This is a genomic window from Acidovorax sp. ST3, assembly GCF_003231145.1.
Lineage (GTDB): Bacteria > Pseudomonadota > Gammaproteobacteria > Burkholderiales > Burkholderiaceae_C > Acidovorax.
On the sequence record NZ_QKVP01000002.1, the window covers coordinates 236,939 to 254,726 of the forward strand.

Genomic DNA, 17,788 nt, shown 5'->3' on the forward strand with positions numbered 1-17,788 from the left:
CCCCAGCCCCCCCCATGACCCGGGTGGCGCTGGGCGTCAGCTACAACGGCCAAGCCTACAACGGCTGGCAAAGCCAGCTTTCTGGCAACACCGTGCAGGACAAACTCGAAGCGGCCCTGGGCCGCTTTGCTACACATCCGGTCAGTACGCTCTGCGCAGGCCGCACGGATGCCGGTGTGCACGGGCTGATGCAGGTCGTGCACTTTGATACCCCCCTCAACCGCCCTGCTGCGTCTTGGGTGCGGGGCACCAACACCTTCCTGCCGCCTGACATTGCGGTTCAGTGGGCTCAGACTGTGCCTGAACAATTCCATGCACGAGCCAGTGCGGTGGCACGGCGGTATGCCTACGTGTTGCTGCAGTCGCCGGTACGGCCCAGCGTAGATGCCGGTCGGGTGGGCTGGGTGTTTCACCCGCTGGACCATGGCGCCATGCGGCAGGCAGCCGACTACCTGATCGGCGAGCATGACTTCACCTCGTTCCGCGCGTCCGCCTGCCAGGCCAAGACCCCCGTCAAAACCTTGCATCGCATCGACATCGTGCGACGGGGCGCGAGTGCACCGCACCCAGAGCTGGGCTGGAGCCCCTGTTACTGGCGTTTTGAATTTGAAGCCAACGCCTTCTTGCACCACATGATCCGCAACATCATGGGCTGCCTGATCGCCATCGGCCAGGGCACGCAGCCTCCCGAATGGATGGCCGAGGTGCTGGCAGCCCGATCCCGCAAGGTGGCTGCGCCGACGTTTTCGCCAGACGGGCTGTACTTTCAAGGGCCCGTCTACGACGCAGCCTGGGGCCTGCCCCAGCGCACGGCTGCGTATGATTGGCTTCCATGAACCAGGCCACCCCACCGACCACAACCCCCCCAGCTGCCAGTCAACGCCTCCACGCCCCTTTCCAGGCATCTGCCAACGTACGCACCCGCATCAAGATCTGTGGGTTGACCCGCGAGGAAGACGTGGATGCAGCCGTGGCTGCGGGCGCCGATGCGGTGGGCTTTGTGCTCTACGCCCCCAGCCCACGGGCGGTCACCCCTCAGCGGGCCGCGCAGTTGGCCCGGCGCCTGCCGCCGTTTGTCACACCCGTGCTGCTGTTCGTGAACGAATCCACTCCTAATGTGATAGCAGCCAGCACAATGATTGCTGGCGCTACAGTGCAATTTCATGGTGATGAAACGCCGCAGGACTGCCTAGCCGCCACCCACCACGGGGCACGCCCCTACCTGCGAGCCGCCCGAATTCCCCTTGGCGATGGAGCGGCGCAGTTTGACCTCGTAAAATACGCCCACGATTACTCCCACGCCCAAGCCATCCTGCTCGACGCCCATGTCGACGGCTATGGCGGCGGCGGCAAGGCATTCAATTGGTCACTCCTTCCACCAAGCGTCAGCTCTCACCTCGTTTTGTCTGGTGGACTCACGCCTGCAAACGTGACCGATGGCATTTTGCAAGTCCGCCCGCGAGGTCTCTCGCTGGCGGTGGATGTCAGCTCTGGCGTTGAAGCCGATGGCCCTGATGGCAAGCCCATCAAGGGCATCAAGGACGCCGAAAAAATTCAACGCTTCGTAGCCGCCGTGCGTGCGGCCGATGCACAACTTGCAAAGAATCCCCATGAGCTCCTATCAGCAACCTGACGCCTCCGGGCACTTTGGCCCCTATGGGGGCAGTTTTGTCAGCGAAACCCTGACCCACGCCATCCAGGAACTGCGCGAGGCTTACGCCCGCTACCAGAACGACCCGGAGTTTCTGGCCGAGTTCCAGTACGAACTCAAGCACTTCGTTGGCCGTCCCTCTCCCATCTACCATGCGGCGCGCACCAGCCGCGAAATGGGCGGCGCGCAGATTTACCTCAAGCGCGAAGATCTGAACCACACCGGCGCACACAAGATCAACAATGTGATCGGCCAGGCCATGCTGGCCAAGCGCATGGGCAAGCCCCGTGTGATTGCAGAAACCGGCGCGGGCCAGCACGGCGTGGCCACGGCAACCATCTGCGCCCGCTACGGCCTGGAATGCGTGGTGTACATGGGTGCCGAAGACGTGAAGCGCCAAAGCCCCAACGTGTACCGCATGAAACTGCTGGGCGCCACCGTGGTGCCCGTGGAGTCCGGCAGCAAGACCCTGAAAGACGCCCTGAACGACGCCATGCGCGACTGGGTGGCGAATGTGGACAACACCTTCTACATCATCGGCACGGTGGCAGGCCCGCACCCCTACCCCATGATGGTGCGCGACTTCCAGAGCGTGATCGGCAAGGAATGCATCGAGCAGATGCCTGCCATGCTGGCCGAGCAAAAGGTGCTGGGCCAGCAACCCGATGCTGTGATCGCCTGTGTCGGTGGTGGCAGCAATGCCATGGGCATCTTCCACCCTTACATCCCTTTCGAGAAAACGCGCCTCATCGGCGTGGAAGCTGCGGGCGAAGGCTTGGAGTCGGGCAAACACTCGGCATCGCTGCAAAAGGGCAGCGCGGGCGTGCTGCACGGCAACCGCACCTTCATCCTGCAGGATGACAACGGCCAGATCACCGAAACCCATAGCATCAGCGCTGGCCTGGACTACCCCGGCGTGGGCCCGGAGCACGCCTGGTTGCAGGAAATCGGCCGCGCCGAATACGTCGGCATCACCGACCAGGAAGCGCTGGACGCCTTCCACTACCTGTGCCGCACCGAGGGCATCATCCCCGCACTCGAATCCAGTCACGCCGTGGCCTACGCCATGAAGCTGGCCAAAACCATGCGCCCAGACCAGTCGATCCTGGTCAACCTCTCGGGCCGGGGCGACAAGGACATTGGTACTGTGGCCGATCTCAGTGGCGCCGACTTTTACTGCCGACCCAGCTGCCAGGGGCAGTCCGTCAAGGGCGGCGAGCAACCCATCAAGTTGGTGAAATAAATGAGCCGTATCGCATCCACCTTTTCTGCCCTGCAAGCCCAGGGCCGCAAGGCGCTGATTCCTTATGTGACCGCCGGTTTCCCGTTCGCCGACATCACCCCCGCGCTCATGCACGGCATGGTCGAGGCCGGTGCCGACGTGATCGAGCTGGGCGTGCCCTTTTCCGACCCCATGGCCGATGGCCCGGTGATCCAGAAGGCGGGTGAAAAAGCCCTCAGCCTGGGCATTGGCATGGTGCAGGTGCTCGACCATGTGCGTGAGTTCCGCAAGCGCAACAGCACCACGCCAGTGGTGTTGATGGGCTATGCCAACCCTGTGGAACGCTACGACCAGAAGCACGGTGATGGCGCGTTTGTGCGCGACTCTGCCGCTGCGGGCGTGGACGGCGTGCTCATCGTGGACTACCCGCCCGAAGAATGCGAAGCCTTTGCCGCCAGCCTGCGCGCGCACGGCATGGACCTGATCTTCCTGCTGGCCCCCACCAGCACGAATGAGCGCATGGCCCAGGTGGCGCGTGTGGCCAGCGGCTATGTGTATTACGTATCGCTCAAGGGCGTGACCGGCTCAGGCGCGCTGGACACGGCGGCCGTGGAGCAGATGCTGCCCCGTATTCGCCAGCACGTGACCATCCCGGTGGGTGTGGGCTTCGGCATCCGCGACGCCGCCACCGCCCAGGCCATCGGCAAGGTGGCCGATGCCGTGGTCATCGGCAGCCGCATCATCCAGTTGATTGAAGACCAGGAGCACGCCAAGGTGGTGCCCCTGACCATCGACTTCCTGCGCGGCATCCGCAAGGCCCTGGACGCCTAGTCGCATAATGCAGCCCGGCGCATCCTGCGGGGTGCGCCGACAGATTCACACCCGGCCTGCCCCGCAAACGCCTACGGGCTTTGTAGCAAGTCGCGCCACTGAAGAGGAGAACACCATGTCCTGGCTCGAAAAACTTCTGCCCGCCAAAATCCAGCAAACCGACCCCACCGAGCGCCGCCAGGTGCCCGAAGGCCTCTGGATCAAGTGCCCGAGCTGCGAAACGGTGCTCTACAAGGCGGATCTGGAACACAACCAGAATGTCTGCCCCCATTGCAGCCACCACCACCGCATTGGCGCGCGCGCCCGCCTGGACGCCTTTCTGGACGCCGAAGGCCGCTACGAAATCGGCCAGGAAGTGCTGCCTGTGGATGCCCTCAAGTTCAAGGACAGCCGCAAGTACCCCGAGCGCCTGAAGGAAGCCCTGGAGAACACTGGCGAGACTGACGCTCTCATCGTCATGGGCGGCGCGGTCAAGAGCATCAACGTGGTCGCCGCCTGCTTCGAGTTCGACTTCATGGGCGGCTCCATGGGGTCCGTGGTGGGCGAGCGCTTTGTGCGCGGCGTGGAAACCGCCATCGAGCAGAAGGTGCCCTTTATCTGCTTCACCGCCACCGGCGGTGCGCGCATGCAGGAAGGCCTGCTGTCTCTCATGCAGATGGCCAAGACCAACGCGGCCCTCACCCGCTTGGCCAAGAAGGGCCTGCCCTACATTAGCGTGCTGACCGACCCGACCATGGGCGGCGTGAGCGCCGGCTTTGCCTTCGTGGGCGACATCGTGATTGCCGAGCCCAAGGCCTTGATCGGCTTTGCCGGCCCCCGAGTGATCGAATCCACCGTGCGCGTGACCCTGCCTGAGGGCTTTCAGCGTGCCGAATTCCTGCAGACCAAGGGCGCCGTGGACTTCATCTGCGACCGCCGCGAGCTGCGCAACACCGTCGCCAGCAGCCTGGCCATGCTGCAACGACTGCCCGCCGACGCGGTGATGTGAATAACACCCAGTCCCTGGGAAGGAACTGGGCCGGGCCTATCTCCCACCATCAACGCTATATTTTCAATAGCAATTAAGGCATATGCGCCTCGCGCATCGGGCCGTTTTGGTGCCTCAACGCATCACACTGGCCTGCAAATGGCCCAAAACGATCATCGCGACCTGCAGCACCACCAGCGCCACCAAGGGTGACAGATCAAAGCCGCCCATCAGCGGAATCACCCGGCGAAATGGTCGCAACACGGGCTCGCACAGCCGTGCAATCACATCGGCCAGAGGCGAACGACCGCCTTGTATCCAGGACAGGACCGCATAGACGATCAGCAGGCCGATCAGCCCCGAGACCGCCACGCGCAGCAGACCGAACAAGGCCAGCCAGGGCAACCATGCCCACGCCGAGCCAGCTCCCAGCAGCAACGTCAACAACGCGTACTGCACCAGTTGCACGAGCATCGCTGCCACCAGGCTGGACACATCCCAACGCCCCGCCGGTGGTATCACCCGGCGCAGCGGCATGATCAGCCAGTCGGTCAATGCAAACACCAACCCACCAACGGGGTTGGAAAACGGCACCCGCTGCCACTGCATGTACAGCCGCAAGAGGCAGGCCCCGGTCAGCAAGCCGCCAACAACATCAAGCAGGAAAGAGGCGATCTGATAGAGCATGGATGAGACAAAAGCAGTGGTGCGCAGCAAAAGCCGACAGTGTCATGGGATGATAGCGGGCCAAGGCACCCGCGCGCCCATGACCCCACCCCTCACCTTGTCGTCCCTGCCGCTTTTCCCCCTGGGCTCCGTTCTGTTCCCGGACGGGGTGCTGGCGCTGCGGGTGTTTGAGGTGCGCTACCTGGACATGGTGCGCAAGTGCCACCAAGCAGGCGCACCATTTGGCGTCGTCTCTCTCACCCAGGGACAGGAAGTACGCCAAGCTGGCGCACCGGAGGAACGCTTCAACGACATCGGCACCCTCGCCGTCATCGAGCAACTGGAAACACCACAGCCTGGACTGATCACTGTGCTATGCCGTGGTAGCCAGCGTTTTCGGATCACCCAGCGCCGCCACTTGCCACACGGTTTGTGGACAGCAGACGTAGGCCATATCGAACGGGATCTGACCGTACCGGTCCCAGAGGACCTCAAAAAGGCGTCAACGGCATTGGCGCAGGTTTTAAACACTCTCCAGGTACGCGACCCGGGCATGCCCCACTTGGTAACGCCTACCCCAGCGCAACTGGATGATTGCGGCTGGGTAGCCAACCGGTGGTGCGAATTGCTGCCTGTCCCCCTCGAGCTGAAACAGCGGTTGATGGAGCTGGACAACCCGCTGGTGCGTCTGGAGTTGGTGGGGGATGTGTTGGAGCGGACGGGGATAGCGCAATAGCCCGAAACGCAAGAGACGAATGCCACTGCTGAATCAACGTACTAAATATTCTGGGACCAAGCTCTGTAACCAAACGCGTAGCGATGACGCTGCTGGGTCACTCCCTAAACCCTCGATATCTTTGCGGACATCGTCCGGATTCAGATGACCTGATGCGTTCGTTTTTGCCACGTGCAGTTTGGGGTGGGGTGTCGGAAGAGTGGTTTCCCCATTGGCCAGAAGTTCTTCGTAGAGCTTCTCGCCTGGTCTGAGCCCCGTGAAAACTATAGGAACTTCCTGTTCACTCTTGCCAGATAACCGTATCAAAATCTTCGCCAAATCAAGAATTTTGACCGGCTCACCCATATCCAACACAAAAATCTGTCCCGAACGCCCCATCAAACCAGCCTGCAAAACCAGTTGGGATGCTTCAGGAATCGTCATAAAGTACCGGACGATGTCTGGATGCGTAACTGTCACCGGGCCGCCACGCGCAATCTGCGCAGAGAACAAAGGAACTACCGAGCCACTGGAGCCCAACACGTTTCCAAAGCGTACAGCCATGAAGCGTGTGCCGCCGTACTCCGCAGCCACCGATTGCATGACCAGTTCAGCCAATCGTTTGCTTGCACCCATAACATTCGTCGGATTGACCGCTTTGTCCGTGGATATGAGCACAAAGCGGGTAGCTCCGACGGCGCCAGCGACACGGGCGGCATTCAGTGTTCCCAACACATTGGTGCGCAGGGCTTCGACTTCGTTTAAAGATTCCATCAAGGGAACATGCTTATAGGCAGCGGCATGAAATATCACCTTGGGTCGATGGTGCTGCGCAACGGCAAGCAATCGCTCATATTCTCGGACATTGCCCGTGTAGTAAAGCCCCTGCATCTGGGGATGAGCTTTTCGTAACTCTTGCTCCAGCTGATAAATAGCGTATTCAGACACGTCAACGCAGACAAGCCGCGCAACGCCAAAGCGCGCAATCTGGCGGCATAACTCCGATCCAATCGAACCGCCAGCACCCGTAATCAAAACACTCTCTCCGGCGATCAGCTCGGATAGCCCCTTTTCGTCTAGCGCGACCGGCACCCTACCCAACAAGTCCTCCAGCTCTACACGTCTCGGTTGCCCATCTTCCGAACGCAGCCATTCGTCTGCTCGAGGCATAGTGAGAAGGGGAAGGCTCACTTCGCTAGCCCTCATAAGCGCCTCGCGCCTCGCATCAGACCCTGCGGCTAAGACCACGAGAGCTGCAGCCGCCTTGGTGCGTTCGGCAATATGGCGAATCTCGGCCAAGCCTCCGAGCACGCTCAGTCCCTGCAGGTTGCGGCCTTTTTCACTGGCAACGGGGCTGACGATACCCACCGGCGACCACAAACGCGCGCTTCGCAAGGCGGGCAAAGCTGCAGCCGCATCCTGAACCGAGCCTACTAGCAACAACGGCTTGCCTGTGGGTGCTGCATGTTCTCGTCTGGTCAACAACAGTCGGGCCCCCATTCTCGCAGCCCCGAGCAATAGCAGCGCAAGCATGGGATGCAGCAGCAGCACAGAGCGCGGAAACGATTCGACGCGCTGCATCAACACCGCTGCAGTCGAGAGAAGACCAGCGAAAACGACTCCGTAAACTAGGCGATTCAGCTCGGCCAAGCTGGTATAGCGCCAAATATGGCGGTATACACCCCAGCCGAGCAGGCTCAAGCAATAAGCCAGCATGGGCACAGTGAGGGTCTCCAGCATCATGATCTGGAAATCGTCGGGCGTGTCTAGGTTGAATCGAAACCAGAACGCCAGCCACCAGGCGGTAGCGACCAACAACAGATCCAGTGGTAGCTGCAGCCAGCGCGTGAGTGCGCCGATCATGCCGAGCTCACTGGGCGGAGCAGCGACCATGCCATAGGCGTGCCGGCCACTACGTCGCGGCCAATGCGCTGGCCCAGCAGGCTGTCCAGATGTTTGGGTGGAAGGCCAAAGCCGGGGCGCACACAGCGCAGGTTCTCGCTCGTAAGTACATCGCCGGCCTTAAGGTCTTGCGCGATGTAGAGAGAGCGGCGAAAGGCGAGTGATTTCATCTCGGCGGCGGTCGGGCCGTAGCTGACCTGGCCGACCGCATGCATGGCGCGTTCGGTTTCCTCGCGCAGCTGGCGCAGCTCGTGCGGTTCCATCGAAAAGCTCGAATCCACCCCGCCATCGACGCGGCGCAGGGTGAAGTGTTTTTCGATCACCGTCGCGCCCAGCGCGGTGGCGGCCACCGACACGCCGCAGCCCATGGTGTGGTCCGACAAGCCGACCTCGCAGCCGAACAGCGTGCGCATGTGCGGGATGGTGGAGATATTGGTGTTTTCCGCCGTGGCCGGGTAGGTGCTGGTGCACTTGAGCAGCACCAAGTCGCGGCAACCGGCTTCGCGGGCGGCGCGAACTGCTTCATCGATTTCGGCCGCCGTGGCCATACCAGTGGACATGATCAGGGGCTTGCCGGTGGCTGCCACACGGCGGATCAGCGGTAGGTCGGTGTTCTCGAACGAGGCAATCTTGTAAGCCGGCACGTTCAGCGATTCAAGAAAGTCCACTGAGCTGAAATCGAAGGGGGTGCTGAAGCAGTGCATGCCGTGCTGTGCCGCACGTTCCATGATGGGCGCGTGCCATTCCCACGGAGTGTGGGCCTCCTGGTAGAGCTCGTAAAGCTGACGGCCGGCCCACAGGCTCTTGGGGTCATCGATCACGAAGCCTGGCATGCGCAGGTTCAGCGTCATGGTATCGGCCGTGTAGGTCTGCAGCTTGATGGCGTCCGCGCCGTGAGCGGCCGCCGCATCCACAATAGACAGCGCGCGTTCGAGCGACTGGTTGTGGTTGCCAGACATCTCGGCGATCAGGTAGGGGCGGTGGCCGGGTCCGATGGTGCGGTCAAGTATTTTCATCGGCGATGAAAGAAAGTTGTTGTTCAATTTGAACGGGTCATTCGATCCATCGACCGACCTGAAATGCTTCTGCGGCAGCTACGCCAACCGTTGAGCCGCGCCACGCTGCGAGGTGCATCACCGCCTGTACGGAGCGAGGATGTGGAAATGTTCGCATTTCTGAGGCATACGCCTCCAGTGCATTGCGCTTGATATCAAGTCTCTTTGAGATATCAACGAAGTAGTTTGGGTAAAACGCCATTGGGGCTCCCGATGTGCGCCATTCGGTGCTCGACGGGACTTCGAAATACAGCAATTGCTTTACAGGATGACCCGGTGTGGGACGTGTGGCTGCAGCTACTGCTTCATGAACTATGCGATGGTCAACGTTGACATCCCAAGCTTGGTGGGTATAGACCCGAATTGGGCGCACGGACTCAATGGTCGACTCGATGCGCTTGACGATGTCTAATAAATTGACGCCATCCATCCTGTTGTCGGGGAAATCACCAAATTCCACGCTTCTCACTCCCAATGCGTTGGCGGCTTTCTTTGCCGATTGCTGCAAGGCAGAAATCTCATTACTTACACAGACCCGCTCGCCCGCCGTAAGCAATCTACTCGCTGCGCCCTCTGCAAGTATCAGATGGTGGACTTCCCAGCCTTGGGCACACATTTCTGCGACAGTCCCTGCACAACCCAATACTTCGTCATCGGGATGGGCGGCAACAACCAAGGCACATTTTTGTTTCAATTTTGATCCTCTTGGTTCAGGTATGTGAATACGACGTCGGCCTTAACTGAGTTCGGGCTTAAGGACGACCGCCTGAAGCGTAGCCGGAATACTCCGACATCCAAAAAAGCATGGGGATAGCCGTCGGCATCCAGCATGCGTATGAAGTCGTGAAGGTCCGTCAGAGATTTCAGCGACTGCAAATTCCCCTGCTCGGGCGTACGCCTCTGGAAAAATGTGGGTTCACCAGATTGCGCGTGAGGTTCTATGCGCTCGTCAACAATGCGGATCATCATCGGGAGCATGAGGAAAGACGCTCGGATGAAAACCTCTTCCGCTGTGCCCAAAGTTGATAGCGGAAGTTTCAGGTAGACAGGTCCTGCATCCATCTCTTGCGAACATCTGAGCGCCGTGAGTACGGTGCTCTCGATGCCACGGACCACCAGATTCTGCAGTGGTGATCCACCTCTCCCAAATGGAACATCGGTCATGTGGAAGATTACGCATTCGAAACGCTCAAAGACCGAAGCTGGAATCCTCCACGACCAGTGCGGGAAAAAGACATAGTCGGCGCCGAATGCTTCGAGACGCTCAACCGTCAGCTCATCTCGGCTACGCACACGCAAAACCTCGTACCGGTTAAGTCCAAACAAGGCTTTTTCGAGTTCGTCGTACCGTCCATGTGCCGCTGCAATAACGATCCGTGGAATGGTGGTTGTCATATAGCGAGTTCCAAACACCAATGTTGATCATCCAAGCGGCGGTACCCAGCGGACTCAAAGGCACGCCTAGAGGCAAGGTTATCCGGGTGGATCTCGGCGACAAGGCGCTTCGGGTTGGAAGCTGAAACTTGTACCCAAAGGCTTAATTCGCGTAGCATTTGTTTACCCAGCCCCAATCCAGCGTAATTTGGATCGAGGTAGATAGAGACCTCCGCTTGTTGGCGTTCTGCGTCCCAATCTAACCGCAAAACACCAACCTTGACACGCCCTAGCCGCGCTATCAGGAGGTTTCGATCCGCTCTTGACAGGGTCTGGCACCACCAAGCCATATGCTCTATCAGGGTCAACGTCCTTGGGTCACGAAAGAAGCGCCTGGTTATCGCAGAATTGCGCCAAGGAAAAGCTATCTTTGCATCAGATTGTTTCGCCGGTGTCAGCAGCACTTTCGAGCCAAGCAGTGCAATCGCTACACGAAGGGTCCCATAGCCGTCGACAAGTTCACGACTCAATGCGGCCATATTTCTGCGTAGTTCTGGTTTTTCAATCAGCGCCCGAACGCTGTTTGAGAGGTGTAGGGCGTCTGGGCTAGACCCAACAGCAGCGCCCAAGGAGCCCAGAGCCTTGACAACAGCATTCTGATTGTCCGCGAATGCCACCACCACACTTGGAGCGCCGATGCAGCAGCGCTCCCAGGCAGCGCCACCTCCGGCACCAATTTGCAGGTCGTGGCGGGCGAAGAAGGTAGCGAGGTTGGGGTGGTCAAGTGTCAACGCCGCCCGACCATCCCGGGCACAGGCTTCGCGCAACGCGGGCAGTTGCGGGTTGGCCGACGTGGACACCACTTCCACCAGTCCGCTGAATCCGGCGCTTCGGCAGGCCGCCAGCGCACGACCTGAAATGCCGCCTGGGTCGGTCCCCCCCATGAAGACCCCAGCACTGCGTACCGGATCATGAAAGCAGTAGCGGGGCGCGTGCCGGTAGGCCGCCGACAGAAGCGCAAACCGCGGTCCGCAAAACCACCGTGGTTCACGCGTCAGCCGTCCTGCGTACTTCGCGCGATGATCGGGCGCCCAGTTGTGGTCCAACAGGGCATCGGCGTCGAGCGCGCGGTCGGCCGTGTCATCAACGACCAGCAGGCGGCAGCCCAGCGCATCGCGCACCGCGCGATGCCAACGGGCGTCGAAGGCGTAGTGGTCCACCACCACCCAGTCAGGGCACCATTTCGACAGGGCTAGTGTGGTCTCGGTCGCGTCCTGTGCTTGTGGCACACCGGCCCAGGCGGCGTGTGGTGGGGCATCGGGCTGGGGAGTGAGCGCCTCTGCGGGTGCAGGCAGCCAGTGCTCGGCGTGCACGCCCATATTCATCAACCGTGCTGCAACAGTGTCGATGTGCCGACAGACGAACCGGATCTCAGCACCGGATTCGCTCAGTGCCTGCGCCAGTGACAGGCAGCGTTTGATGTGACCAGTACCGATTGCGGCAGAAGCATCGACACGAATCGCTACGCGCATAACCATGGTGTTTGATGTCACTCAAGTCAGACAAAGCGAGTGGATTGCATGCCCCGTCAGCAACGCATCGCCGGGGCGCTGCGTTCAGAATGCTGTTGCTCTCAGTGGGTAGGCGTCGATCTCTTTGTAAAGCAACACCATTGAAACCCGTTCATCTGCAACCGGATCAAAAAATGCCTGTCGGTGGGAAAAGGCTGCTTTCGAGACCAAATAATACAAACCGCTCTCTGTGAAAAACTTTGAGTAATCCTGCTTGTAAGAGAAGATGCCTTCACGATGGGTATATGTCCTTTTGTGCATGACGCCAGGATCAAAATCGGTGATGGCGAGAAACCCCCCGCTCCTCAACACCCGGTCTGCTTCCGACAAGGCCTGCAGTAAGGTCCGGCGGTCCATCAGATAGAGGCAAAAACCGAAATAGACCAGATCAAAACGGCCAGAGTCGAAAGGCAGCGCGTCTGCGGTGCCACATCTGAGGTGCGCGGGCACGCCTTGCATGCGCATGTTTCCATCCTCGACCGCCTGACTGGAAGGGTCGACCCCCGCGCCCGATGCATCCAGCTCCCGGCAAAGCGCCTGCAGCTTTTGGCCATTGCAGCAACCTATTTCGAGGATATTGTGGATATCGTTTCGAGCAGGTTGGAGCCAACCGCTGAGCAGTTGGATGTCGTGAGATAGAACATGATCCGAATCCGACAGACGATCCATGGCCCCCCTGTTTCTGGCGAACCACTGGTCAGCTTCGCCATTCTTGAAGATGTCGTCCTGTGAGCTCATTCGTAGACTTGGGTTGTGTGCGGCGCGTACTCAGTTCAAGCGCTTGAAGCCGCCATGGCAAACGGGACCTTTGAGCAAGGAGACTACGTCCCGTCCGTTCTCGCACGCTTTAATCAATCCGAATACCGGATCCAGGGCATCGAAAAACCCCTGCAGGATTTCCGGCGTGTGCTCTGTGCACACATAAACACTGTTGCCCGCAAGGTATCCCTTGGACAGCATCTCTTGGGTGATCAGAGTCTTATAAGCCAAGGCTTGGTGGCTACGGAATGTGAAGCCAGTCAAGGCAGGCAGGCCCCAGTGCTCAATTTCAAGACTGTGTTTGTCGGCCAAGGACTGCCACCCTTCTCGAATTTTCAGACCTGTACGTGTGATTGTTTCCCAGGACTGCATCCGCTCCATGACTTCCAACGTCTTGAGGGCCGCTGACGGGCCGATGCGTTCTGTCCAAAAGGTGCTGCTGATGAAGGTCGATTGAGCTGCTTCCATGACTTCCCTGCGACCAATGATGGCAGTAATTGCATAGCCGTTGCCTAACGCTTTGCCAAACATGGCCATGTCTGGCTCCACGCCGTACAGTTTGTGTACCCCCCCCAGCGTCTGCCTGAAGCCTGAGGTGCACTCATCAAATATCAGCACAATGCCGCGGTCAGTGGCCAGCTGTCGAACTTTCTGCAAAAAGTTGTCTTCTGGACCCCGGTTACGGACCACTTCCATTTTGATCACGCCAATAGCGTGCGCATCCAACAGTGCGACCAGTTCGGCGTAATTGTTGTAGTTGAATGGGAAGACGGTGCCCCGTAGGTTTTGTGGAACGCCATTGGGCTCCAGCCCTGGCAACAGGTGCCCGGCAAGGTTTTCGTCATCGCCCAGGTTGGCTGAGAGATACCAATCGTGCCAGCCGTGGTAGCCGCAAACCGCAACCTTATCCTTGCCGGAGGCTGCACGGGCGATCCGGATGGCGACTGCGTTGGCCTCTCCTCCGCTGCGAGCCAGTCGTGCCATATCCGCCCACGGATGCAGTTCAACCAGCTTTTCCGCCAGGTACACCTCTTCGGGGCAGTTAAACGTTGACATATTGCCTGCTGCCACAGTCTGTTGCACGGCAGCATCTACCTCTGGGTGTCCATAGCCCAGGATGTTCGTGCCGATGCCCATGATCGACATGTCTGTGTAGGCTCGACCATCCATGTCCCAAACCGTGCAACCTTTTGCCTTGCTGAAATAGGCCGGCCATTGTTCGGGCAGAAACATTTCTGCCCGCTTTGACAGCAACATATTCCCACCGGGAATGACTTGCTTGGCGCGCTTCCACAGTTTTTGTCCAGTGCTCATGGTGGCTCCTTCGTTCCGAATCAGATGTTGGTTTGGTGAGAACCATTCGGGGTGCTGTCGCTGCAAATCCAACACCTCATGCCAGGTGAAGTCCAGCCGTGGAGCGAAGTAGCGGAACACTTGTTCAACCACTTCAAAGTCAGCAGGCTCGTCTACAGTCCAACGAAGCTGGGAAAGGTCTTCGTCATGCCGCATGCTGCCGACCAGAAAACGGCCCGATGTCCGCAGGTATGGGGTGACATGTTCCCTGTCAAACGGCTTCTGCGTTTCGTCGCTGGCCTGTTTGAGCGATCGAAAAGTAAAAACTTCTATATCCAGGCCGTCAGGATAGGTTGGCGTTGTCGTGTTGGAAAGGTAGTCCACCGCTGAGGCGAAGAAGTGCTGGACGGCCAGGTCCACCAGCCCCGGATCGACCAGAGGACAGTCTCCTGTGATGCGAATGACCACGTCGGCCGCCTGCTCCTTTGCCGCTAGAACGAAACGCTCCAACACATCGTCTTCGCTGCCTCGCACAACAGGGTAGCCCAGGCGCTGCACACAATCGACTAAGGGTTCGTTTGCGGGATGCGTCGAGGTCGCCAGAACGATTTGATCAATCTCTTGTGCACGTGCAAGCCGGGACAGCAACAACTCGATCATGGGCTTGCTGCCCATGGTCCTCATGACTTTGTTAGGTAACCGGGTAGAGCCCATGCGGGCCTGAACGATGGCAACAACTCTTGGTTTCACGACAATGTCCAGTTGGCAGGATTCAGCAAATTCAAATCGTCGGTGTGCGGGGCTGCGGGCCCGGGGGGGGGGCCGTTGGCCGCTTCAAGGATCTCACGCAAATGATCCTCGTTGTCGACACCCAGGACGATGTGGTCAATTTCTGGGACTGCGAGGGCTGTGCGAAGGCATGCCTGCACAGGAGAAAGCCCGCAATCGTTCAGCCAACGGTCCCACAATGACCATAGGGCATCCCATTGTCTGAACCAGACGGGGCGCAAGGCAGGTGGCATCAGCAACAGGCCTTGCAAAAAAGTAGAGCGGGTGTGTAACTCCACGCCACGATCTTTCAGCCGACTGGCCCAGCCGGACTGCAACAGCCGACGGTCCAAAACATTGAATGGCGCTTGAACCAGATCAAAGTGCCATCGCCCCAAAATCGGGCCTAGTTCCGCTGGGTCATAAATCGAGATGCCGACTTTCTGCACCAGGCCATCAGCAACCAGTTGCTGCATGCTGGCGAACAATTGAGGGCCATGTTGCTCGAATAACTGTGACGGGCGATGCAACAGCAAGCCATGCAGGCGACCAATGCCCAATCTGCTCAGAGAGCCCTGAACTTCCGAGTGCACCCAAGCATCAACATCGGTGCAGCCGCCCGGAATGGGGGGTAGTTTCGTCACCACTTTCCATTCGCCAACTCCGATGTCACCGAGTAAACACTCGCTCTCCCCGTAGGCAATGGCGGTATCCAAGGTGTTGATTCCATGACTGAGCGCGAGTGCGATGACCCGTTCACCTTTATCCCGGGTCAGTTGGCCCTGCATGTTGGCGATGCCATAGTTCAATCCGAACTGGGCCGTCCCCAGTGCGATTTTCATGTGGTGACCGCTTGCTCAAGCGCTGCGACGACTGCAATTTGATCTTGGTCAGTCAGCGCCGGATAAAGCGGCAAAGTGATGGCCTGACGGTAATAAGCCATGGCTTCAGGAAACTGCTCCGGTTCAAACCCCATGCGGGCATACCAAGGCTGGGTATGCACAGGAATGTAGTGAAGGTTGACGCCAATGCCTTGCTGCCTCATGTTGTTGAATACATCTTCGTGAGACCGGCTCACCCGGTCCAAGTCCAGACGTACGACATACAGGTGAAGAGCGGAGTGAGCGTCGGTCGATTGCGCCGGCACTGTGATGGGAAGCTTGTGTAGCAGCGAGTCATATCGCCGAGCCCGTTCATGTCGGCGTGCTACGTAGGCGTCCAGTCTTTCCATCTGACTCAGGCCCAATGCTGCTTGCAACTCGGTCATCCGATAGTTGAAACCCAGATCAATCTGCTGGTAGTACCAAGGGCCGTCGGGAGCCTGGGTCATCTGCGCAGGCTCACGCGTGATGCCGTGACTGCGCAGAATCGCCATGCGCTGGGCCAACTCCGGATTGTTGGTGGTCGCCATGCCACCTTCTGCTGATGTGATGATTTTCACCGGATGGAAGCTAAACACCGTGACGTCGCTGTAGCGGCAATTTCCCACAGGATCGCCAAGGTACTTTCCGCCAATCGCGTGCGAAGCGTCTTCAATGACCTTGAAGCCGAATCTCTGGGCCAGCGTGTGTATCGCTTGCATGTCGCAAGACAGGCCCCGCAGATGAACAGGGATCACGACTTTGGGTAACCGTCCGGATCGCTCTGCTTCCAGCAGTTTGCGCTCCAGGGCGACTGGGCACATGTTGAGCGTTTCCGGGGTGATGTCGACGAAATCGACTTGGGCCCCGCAATACAACCCACAGTTGGCTGAAGCCACAAAGGTGATCGGCGAGGTCCAAAGCCAGTCTCCTGGGCCTAGTCCGAGAGCCAAGCAGGCAATGTGCAGTGCAGAAGTGGCGCTATTGACCGCCACTGCATGGCTGACACCGCAATACCCCGCGACGACTTGCTCGAAGCGGGGAACCATGGGGCCCTGGGTGAGAAAGTCCGATTGCAGCACCGCGACAACCGCGTCGATGTCACTTTGTGAGATATCCTGTTTGCCGTAGGGAATCATGGTCAGTTGGTCGTAAGCACCTGATCTGCGATGAGCTGCCTGAGTTGCTCAACCGACAGGAAATCGGGGTTGCTGCCACTGTCGTAGGCATAGCCGGGCGCGACAGGCCGGCCGCCCGTGAGCGCACAGTACTGTTCGACCGAGTGGTTGCCGGCAGATGGAAGAATGGCAAAGTAACGTCCCAGATCTACTGTGTTGAAGCTGTCGCTACCAGTGATCATCTCTTCGTGAATTTTCTCGCCGGGTCGAATCCCCACGACCGAAAGCTCGCATTCCGGTCCAATGGCGCGAGCAACATCGACAACTCGGTAGCTGGGAATCTTCGGGACAAAAATTTCCCCCCCCAAGGCGTTCTCCAGCGCCCACAACACCATGTCCACGCCCTCTTGGAGGCTGATGTTGAAGCGCGTCATGGCGGGATCGGTGATTGGCAGAACACCGGTCTTGCGCCGTTCCAAGAAAAAGGGGATGACGGATCCTCTGCTGCCCATGACGTTGCCGTAGCGAACGACACTGAAGTGCAGATCACGATTGCCTTTGATATTGTTGGCTGCTGTGAACAGTTTGTCCGAGCAGAGTTTGGTTGCTCCATACAAATTGATCGGTGCGGCGGCTTTGTCTGTTGACAGTGCTACAACCCGACGGACATCGGTGTCCAGGCATGCCTCAATCACGTTTTGCGCCCCGAGAACATTGGTTTTGATGCATTCGAAGGGGTTGTACTCTGCCGCAGGGACCTGCTTCAGAGCTGCCGCATGAATCACCACCTCAATGCCCTCCATAGCTCGGCGGAGCCGCTCCCCATCTCTCACGTCGCCAATGAAGTACCGAATGGCCGGATACTGAGTGTCTGGAAACGCCTGAGCCATTTCGAATTGTTTGAGTTCGTCTCTGCTGAACACAACCAGACGACGAATGTCGGGATAGCGCTGAAGAACAGTATGAACAAACGCCTTGCCGAAAGAACCTGTGCCACCGGTGATGAGGATGGATTTGTGAGAAAGCATTTGCACGA

At 59.0% G+C, this 17,788-nt stretch carries 17 protein-coding genes; 6 read left to right on the top strand and 11 right to left on the bottom strand.

Features of this window, described 5'->3' with window-relative positions; translation table 11 throughout:
* The first annotated feature begins 14 nt into the window (after nucleotides 1–14).
* The 5 genes from truA (at nucleotide 15) to accD (ending at nucleotide 4,692) form a co-directional block, all read left to right on the top strand.
* Complete coding sequence (truA, locus tag DNK89_RS06035; protein WP_110959351.1) at nucleotides 15–836, top strand: tRNA pseudouridine(38-40) synthase TruA; 822 nt, start codon at nucleotides 15–17, stop codon at nucleotides 834–836.
* Nucleotides 833–1,633, top strand: coding sequence for a phosphoribosylanthranilate isomerase (locus DNK89_RS06040; RefSeq protein WP_110959352.1), 801 nt, complete (start codon nucleotides 833–835; stop codon nucleotides 1,631–1,633). The genes truA and DNK89_RS06040 overlap by 4 nt, the downstream gene beginning before the upstream one ends.
* Entirely contained in the window at nucleotides 1,611–2,894 is a 1,284-nt protein-coding gene (trpB, locus tag DNK89_RS06045) for a tryptophan synthase subunit beta (RefSeq protein WP_110959353.1), read from the top strand. Before DNK89_RS06040 ends, trpB begins: the two co-directional genes overlap by 23 nt.
* Entirely contained in the window at nucleotides 2,895–3,704 is an 810-nt protein-coding gene (trpA, locus tag DNK89_RS06050; RefSeq protein WP_015013230.1) for a tryptophan synthase subunit alpha, read from the top strand.
* A gap of 115 nt (nucleotides 3,705–3,819) precedes the next feature.
* A complete protein-coding gene (accD, locus tag DNK89_RS06055; protein WP_015013229.1) occupies nucleotides 3,820–4,692 on the top strand; it encodes an acetyl-CoA carboxylase, carboxyltransferase subunit beta in 873 nt (290 codons plus the stop codon).
* Between the two features lie 114 nt (nucleotides 4,693–4,806).
* Here the strand turns inward: accD and DNK89_RS06060 are convergent, their stop codons facing one another.
* Nucleotides 4,807–5,358: a YggT family protein gene (locus DNK89_RS06060; RefSeq protein WP_015013228.1), complete on the bottom strand. Its 552-nt coding sequence runs from the start codon at nucleotides 5,356–5,358 to the stop codon at nucleotides 4,807–4,809.
* A 79-nt stretch (nucleotides 5,359–5,437) separates the two neighbouring features.
* On the opposite strand from DNK89_RS06060, the gene DNK89_RS06065 reads away from it, so the two are divergent.
* Nucleotides 5,438–6,073, top strand: coding sequence for an LON peptidase substrate-binding domain-containing protein (locus tag DNK89_RS06065; RefSeq protein ID WP_110959816.1), 636 nt, complete (start codon nucleotides 5,438–5,440; stop codon nucleotides 6,071–6,073).
* A 33-nt stretch (nucleotides 6,074–6,106) separates the two neighbouring features.
* On the opposite strand, the gene DNK89_RS06070 is transcribed toward DNK89_RS06065, so the two are convergent.
* The 10 genes from DNK89_RS06070 to pseB all read right to left on the bottom strand — a co-directional run bounded on the left by DNK89_RS06070 (nucleotide 6,107) and on the right by pseB (nucleotide 17,780).
* Nucleotides 6,107–7,915 (bottom strand): nucleoside-diphosphate sugar epimerase/dehydratase, encoded by a 1,809-nt coding sequence (locus tag DNK89_RS06070; RefSeq protein WP_110959817.1) that lies wholly within the window; start codon nucleotides 7,913–7,915, stop codon nucleotides 6,107–6,109.
* Nucleotides 7,912–8,970 carry a pseudaminic acid synthase gene (pseI, locus tag DNK89_RS06075; protein WP_110959354.1) on the bottom strand — a complete coding sequence of 353 codons (1,059 nt, stop codon included), beginning with the start codon at nucleotides 8,968–8,970 and terminating at the stop codon, nucleotides 7,912–7,914. Before pseI ends, DNK89_RS06070 begins: the two co-directional genes overlap by 4 nt.
* A 37-nt stretch (nucleotides 8,971–9,007) precedes the next feature.
* Entirely contained in the window at nucleotides 9,008–9,703 is a 696-nt protein-coding gene (locus tag DNK89_RS06080) for a PIG-L deacetylase family protein (RefSeq protein ID WP_203422212.1), read from the bottom strand.
* On the bottom strand, nucleotides 9,700–10,404 hold the full coding sequence (locus DNK89_RS06085; protein WP_203422213.1) for a hypothetical protein: 705 nt from the start codon (nucleotides 10,402–10,404) through the stop codon (nucleotides 9,700–9,702). The genes DNK89_RS06080 and DNK89_RS06085 overlap by 4 nt, the downstream gene beginning before the upstream one ends.
* Complete coding sequence (gene pseG / locus DNK89_RS06090; RefSeq protein WP_153064246.1) at nucleotides 10,401–11,936, bottom strand: UDP-2,4-diacetamido-2,4,6-trideoxy-beta-L-altropyranose hydrolase; 1,536 nt, start codon at nucleotides 11,934–11,936, stop codon at nucleotides 10,401–10,403. Before pseG ends, DNK89_RS06085 begins: the two co-directional genes overlap by 4 nt.
* A 63-nt stretch (nucleotides 11,937–11,999) precedes the next feature.
* A complete protein-coding gene (locus DNK89_RS06095) occupies nucleotides 12,000–12,692 on the bottom strand; it encodes a class I SAM-dependent methyltransferase (RefSeq protein ID WP_110959357.1) in 693 nt (230 codons plus the stop codon).
* A 30-nt stretch (nucleotides 12,693–12,722) separates the two neighbouring features.
* Nucleotides 12,723–14,756, bottom strand: a complete 2,034-nt coding sequence (locus DNK89_RS06100; protein ID WP_255575854.1) for an aminotransferase class III-fold pyridoxal phosphate-dependent enzyme — start codon at nucleotides 14,754–14,756, stop codon at nucleotides 12,723–12,725.
* Nucleotides 14,753–15,616: an aldo/keto reductase gene (locus DNK89_RS06105; RefSeq protein WP_110959359.1), complete on the bottom strand. Its 864-nt coding sequence runs from the start codon at nucleotides 15,614–15,616 to the stop codon at nucleotides 14,753–14,755. Before DNK89_RS06105 ends, DNK89_RS06100 begins: the two co-directional genes overlap by 4 nt.
* On the bottom strand, nucleotides 15,613–16,773 hold the full coding sequence (pseC, locus tag DNK89_RS06110; protein WP_110959360.1) for a UDP-4-amino-4,6-dideoxy-N-acetyl-beta-L-altrosamine transaminase: 1,161 nt from the start codon (nucleotides 16,771–16,773) through the stop codon (nucleotides 15,613–15,615). Before pseC ends, DNK89_RS06105 begins: the two co-directional genes overlap by 4 nt.
* Before the next feature lie 2 nt (nucleotides 16,774–16,775).
* Nucleotides 16,776–17,780, bottom strand: a complete 1,005-nt coding sequence (gene pseB, locus DNK89_RS06115) for a UDP-N-acetylglucosamine 4,6-dehydratase (inverting) (RefSeq protein WP_110959361.1) — start codon at nucleotides 17,778–17,780, stop codon at nucleotides 16,776–16,778.
* Nucleotides 17,781–17,788: the final 8 nt, after the last annotated feature.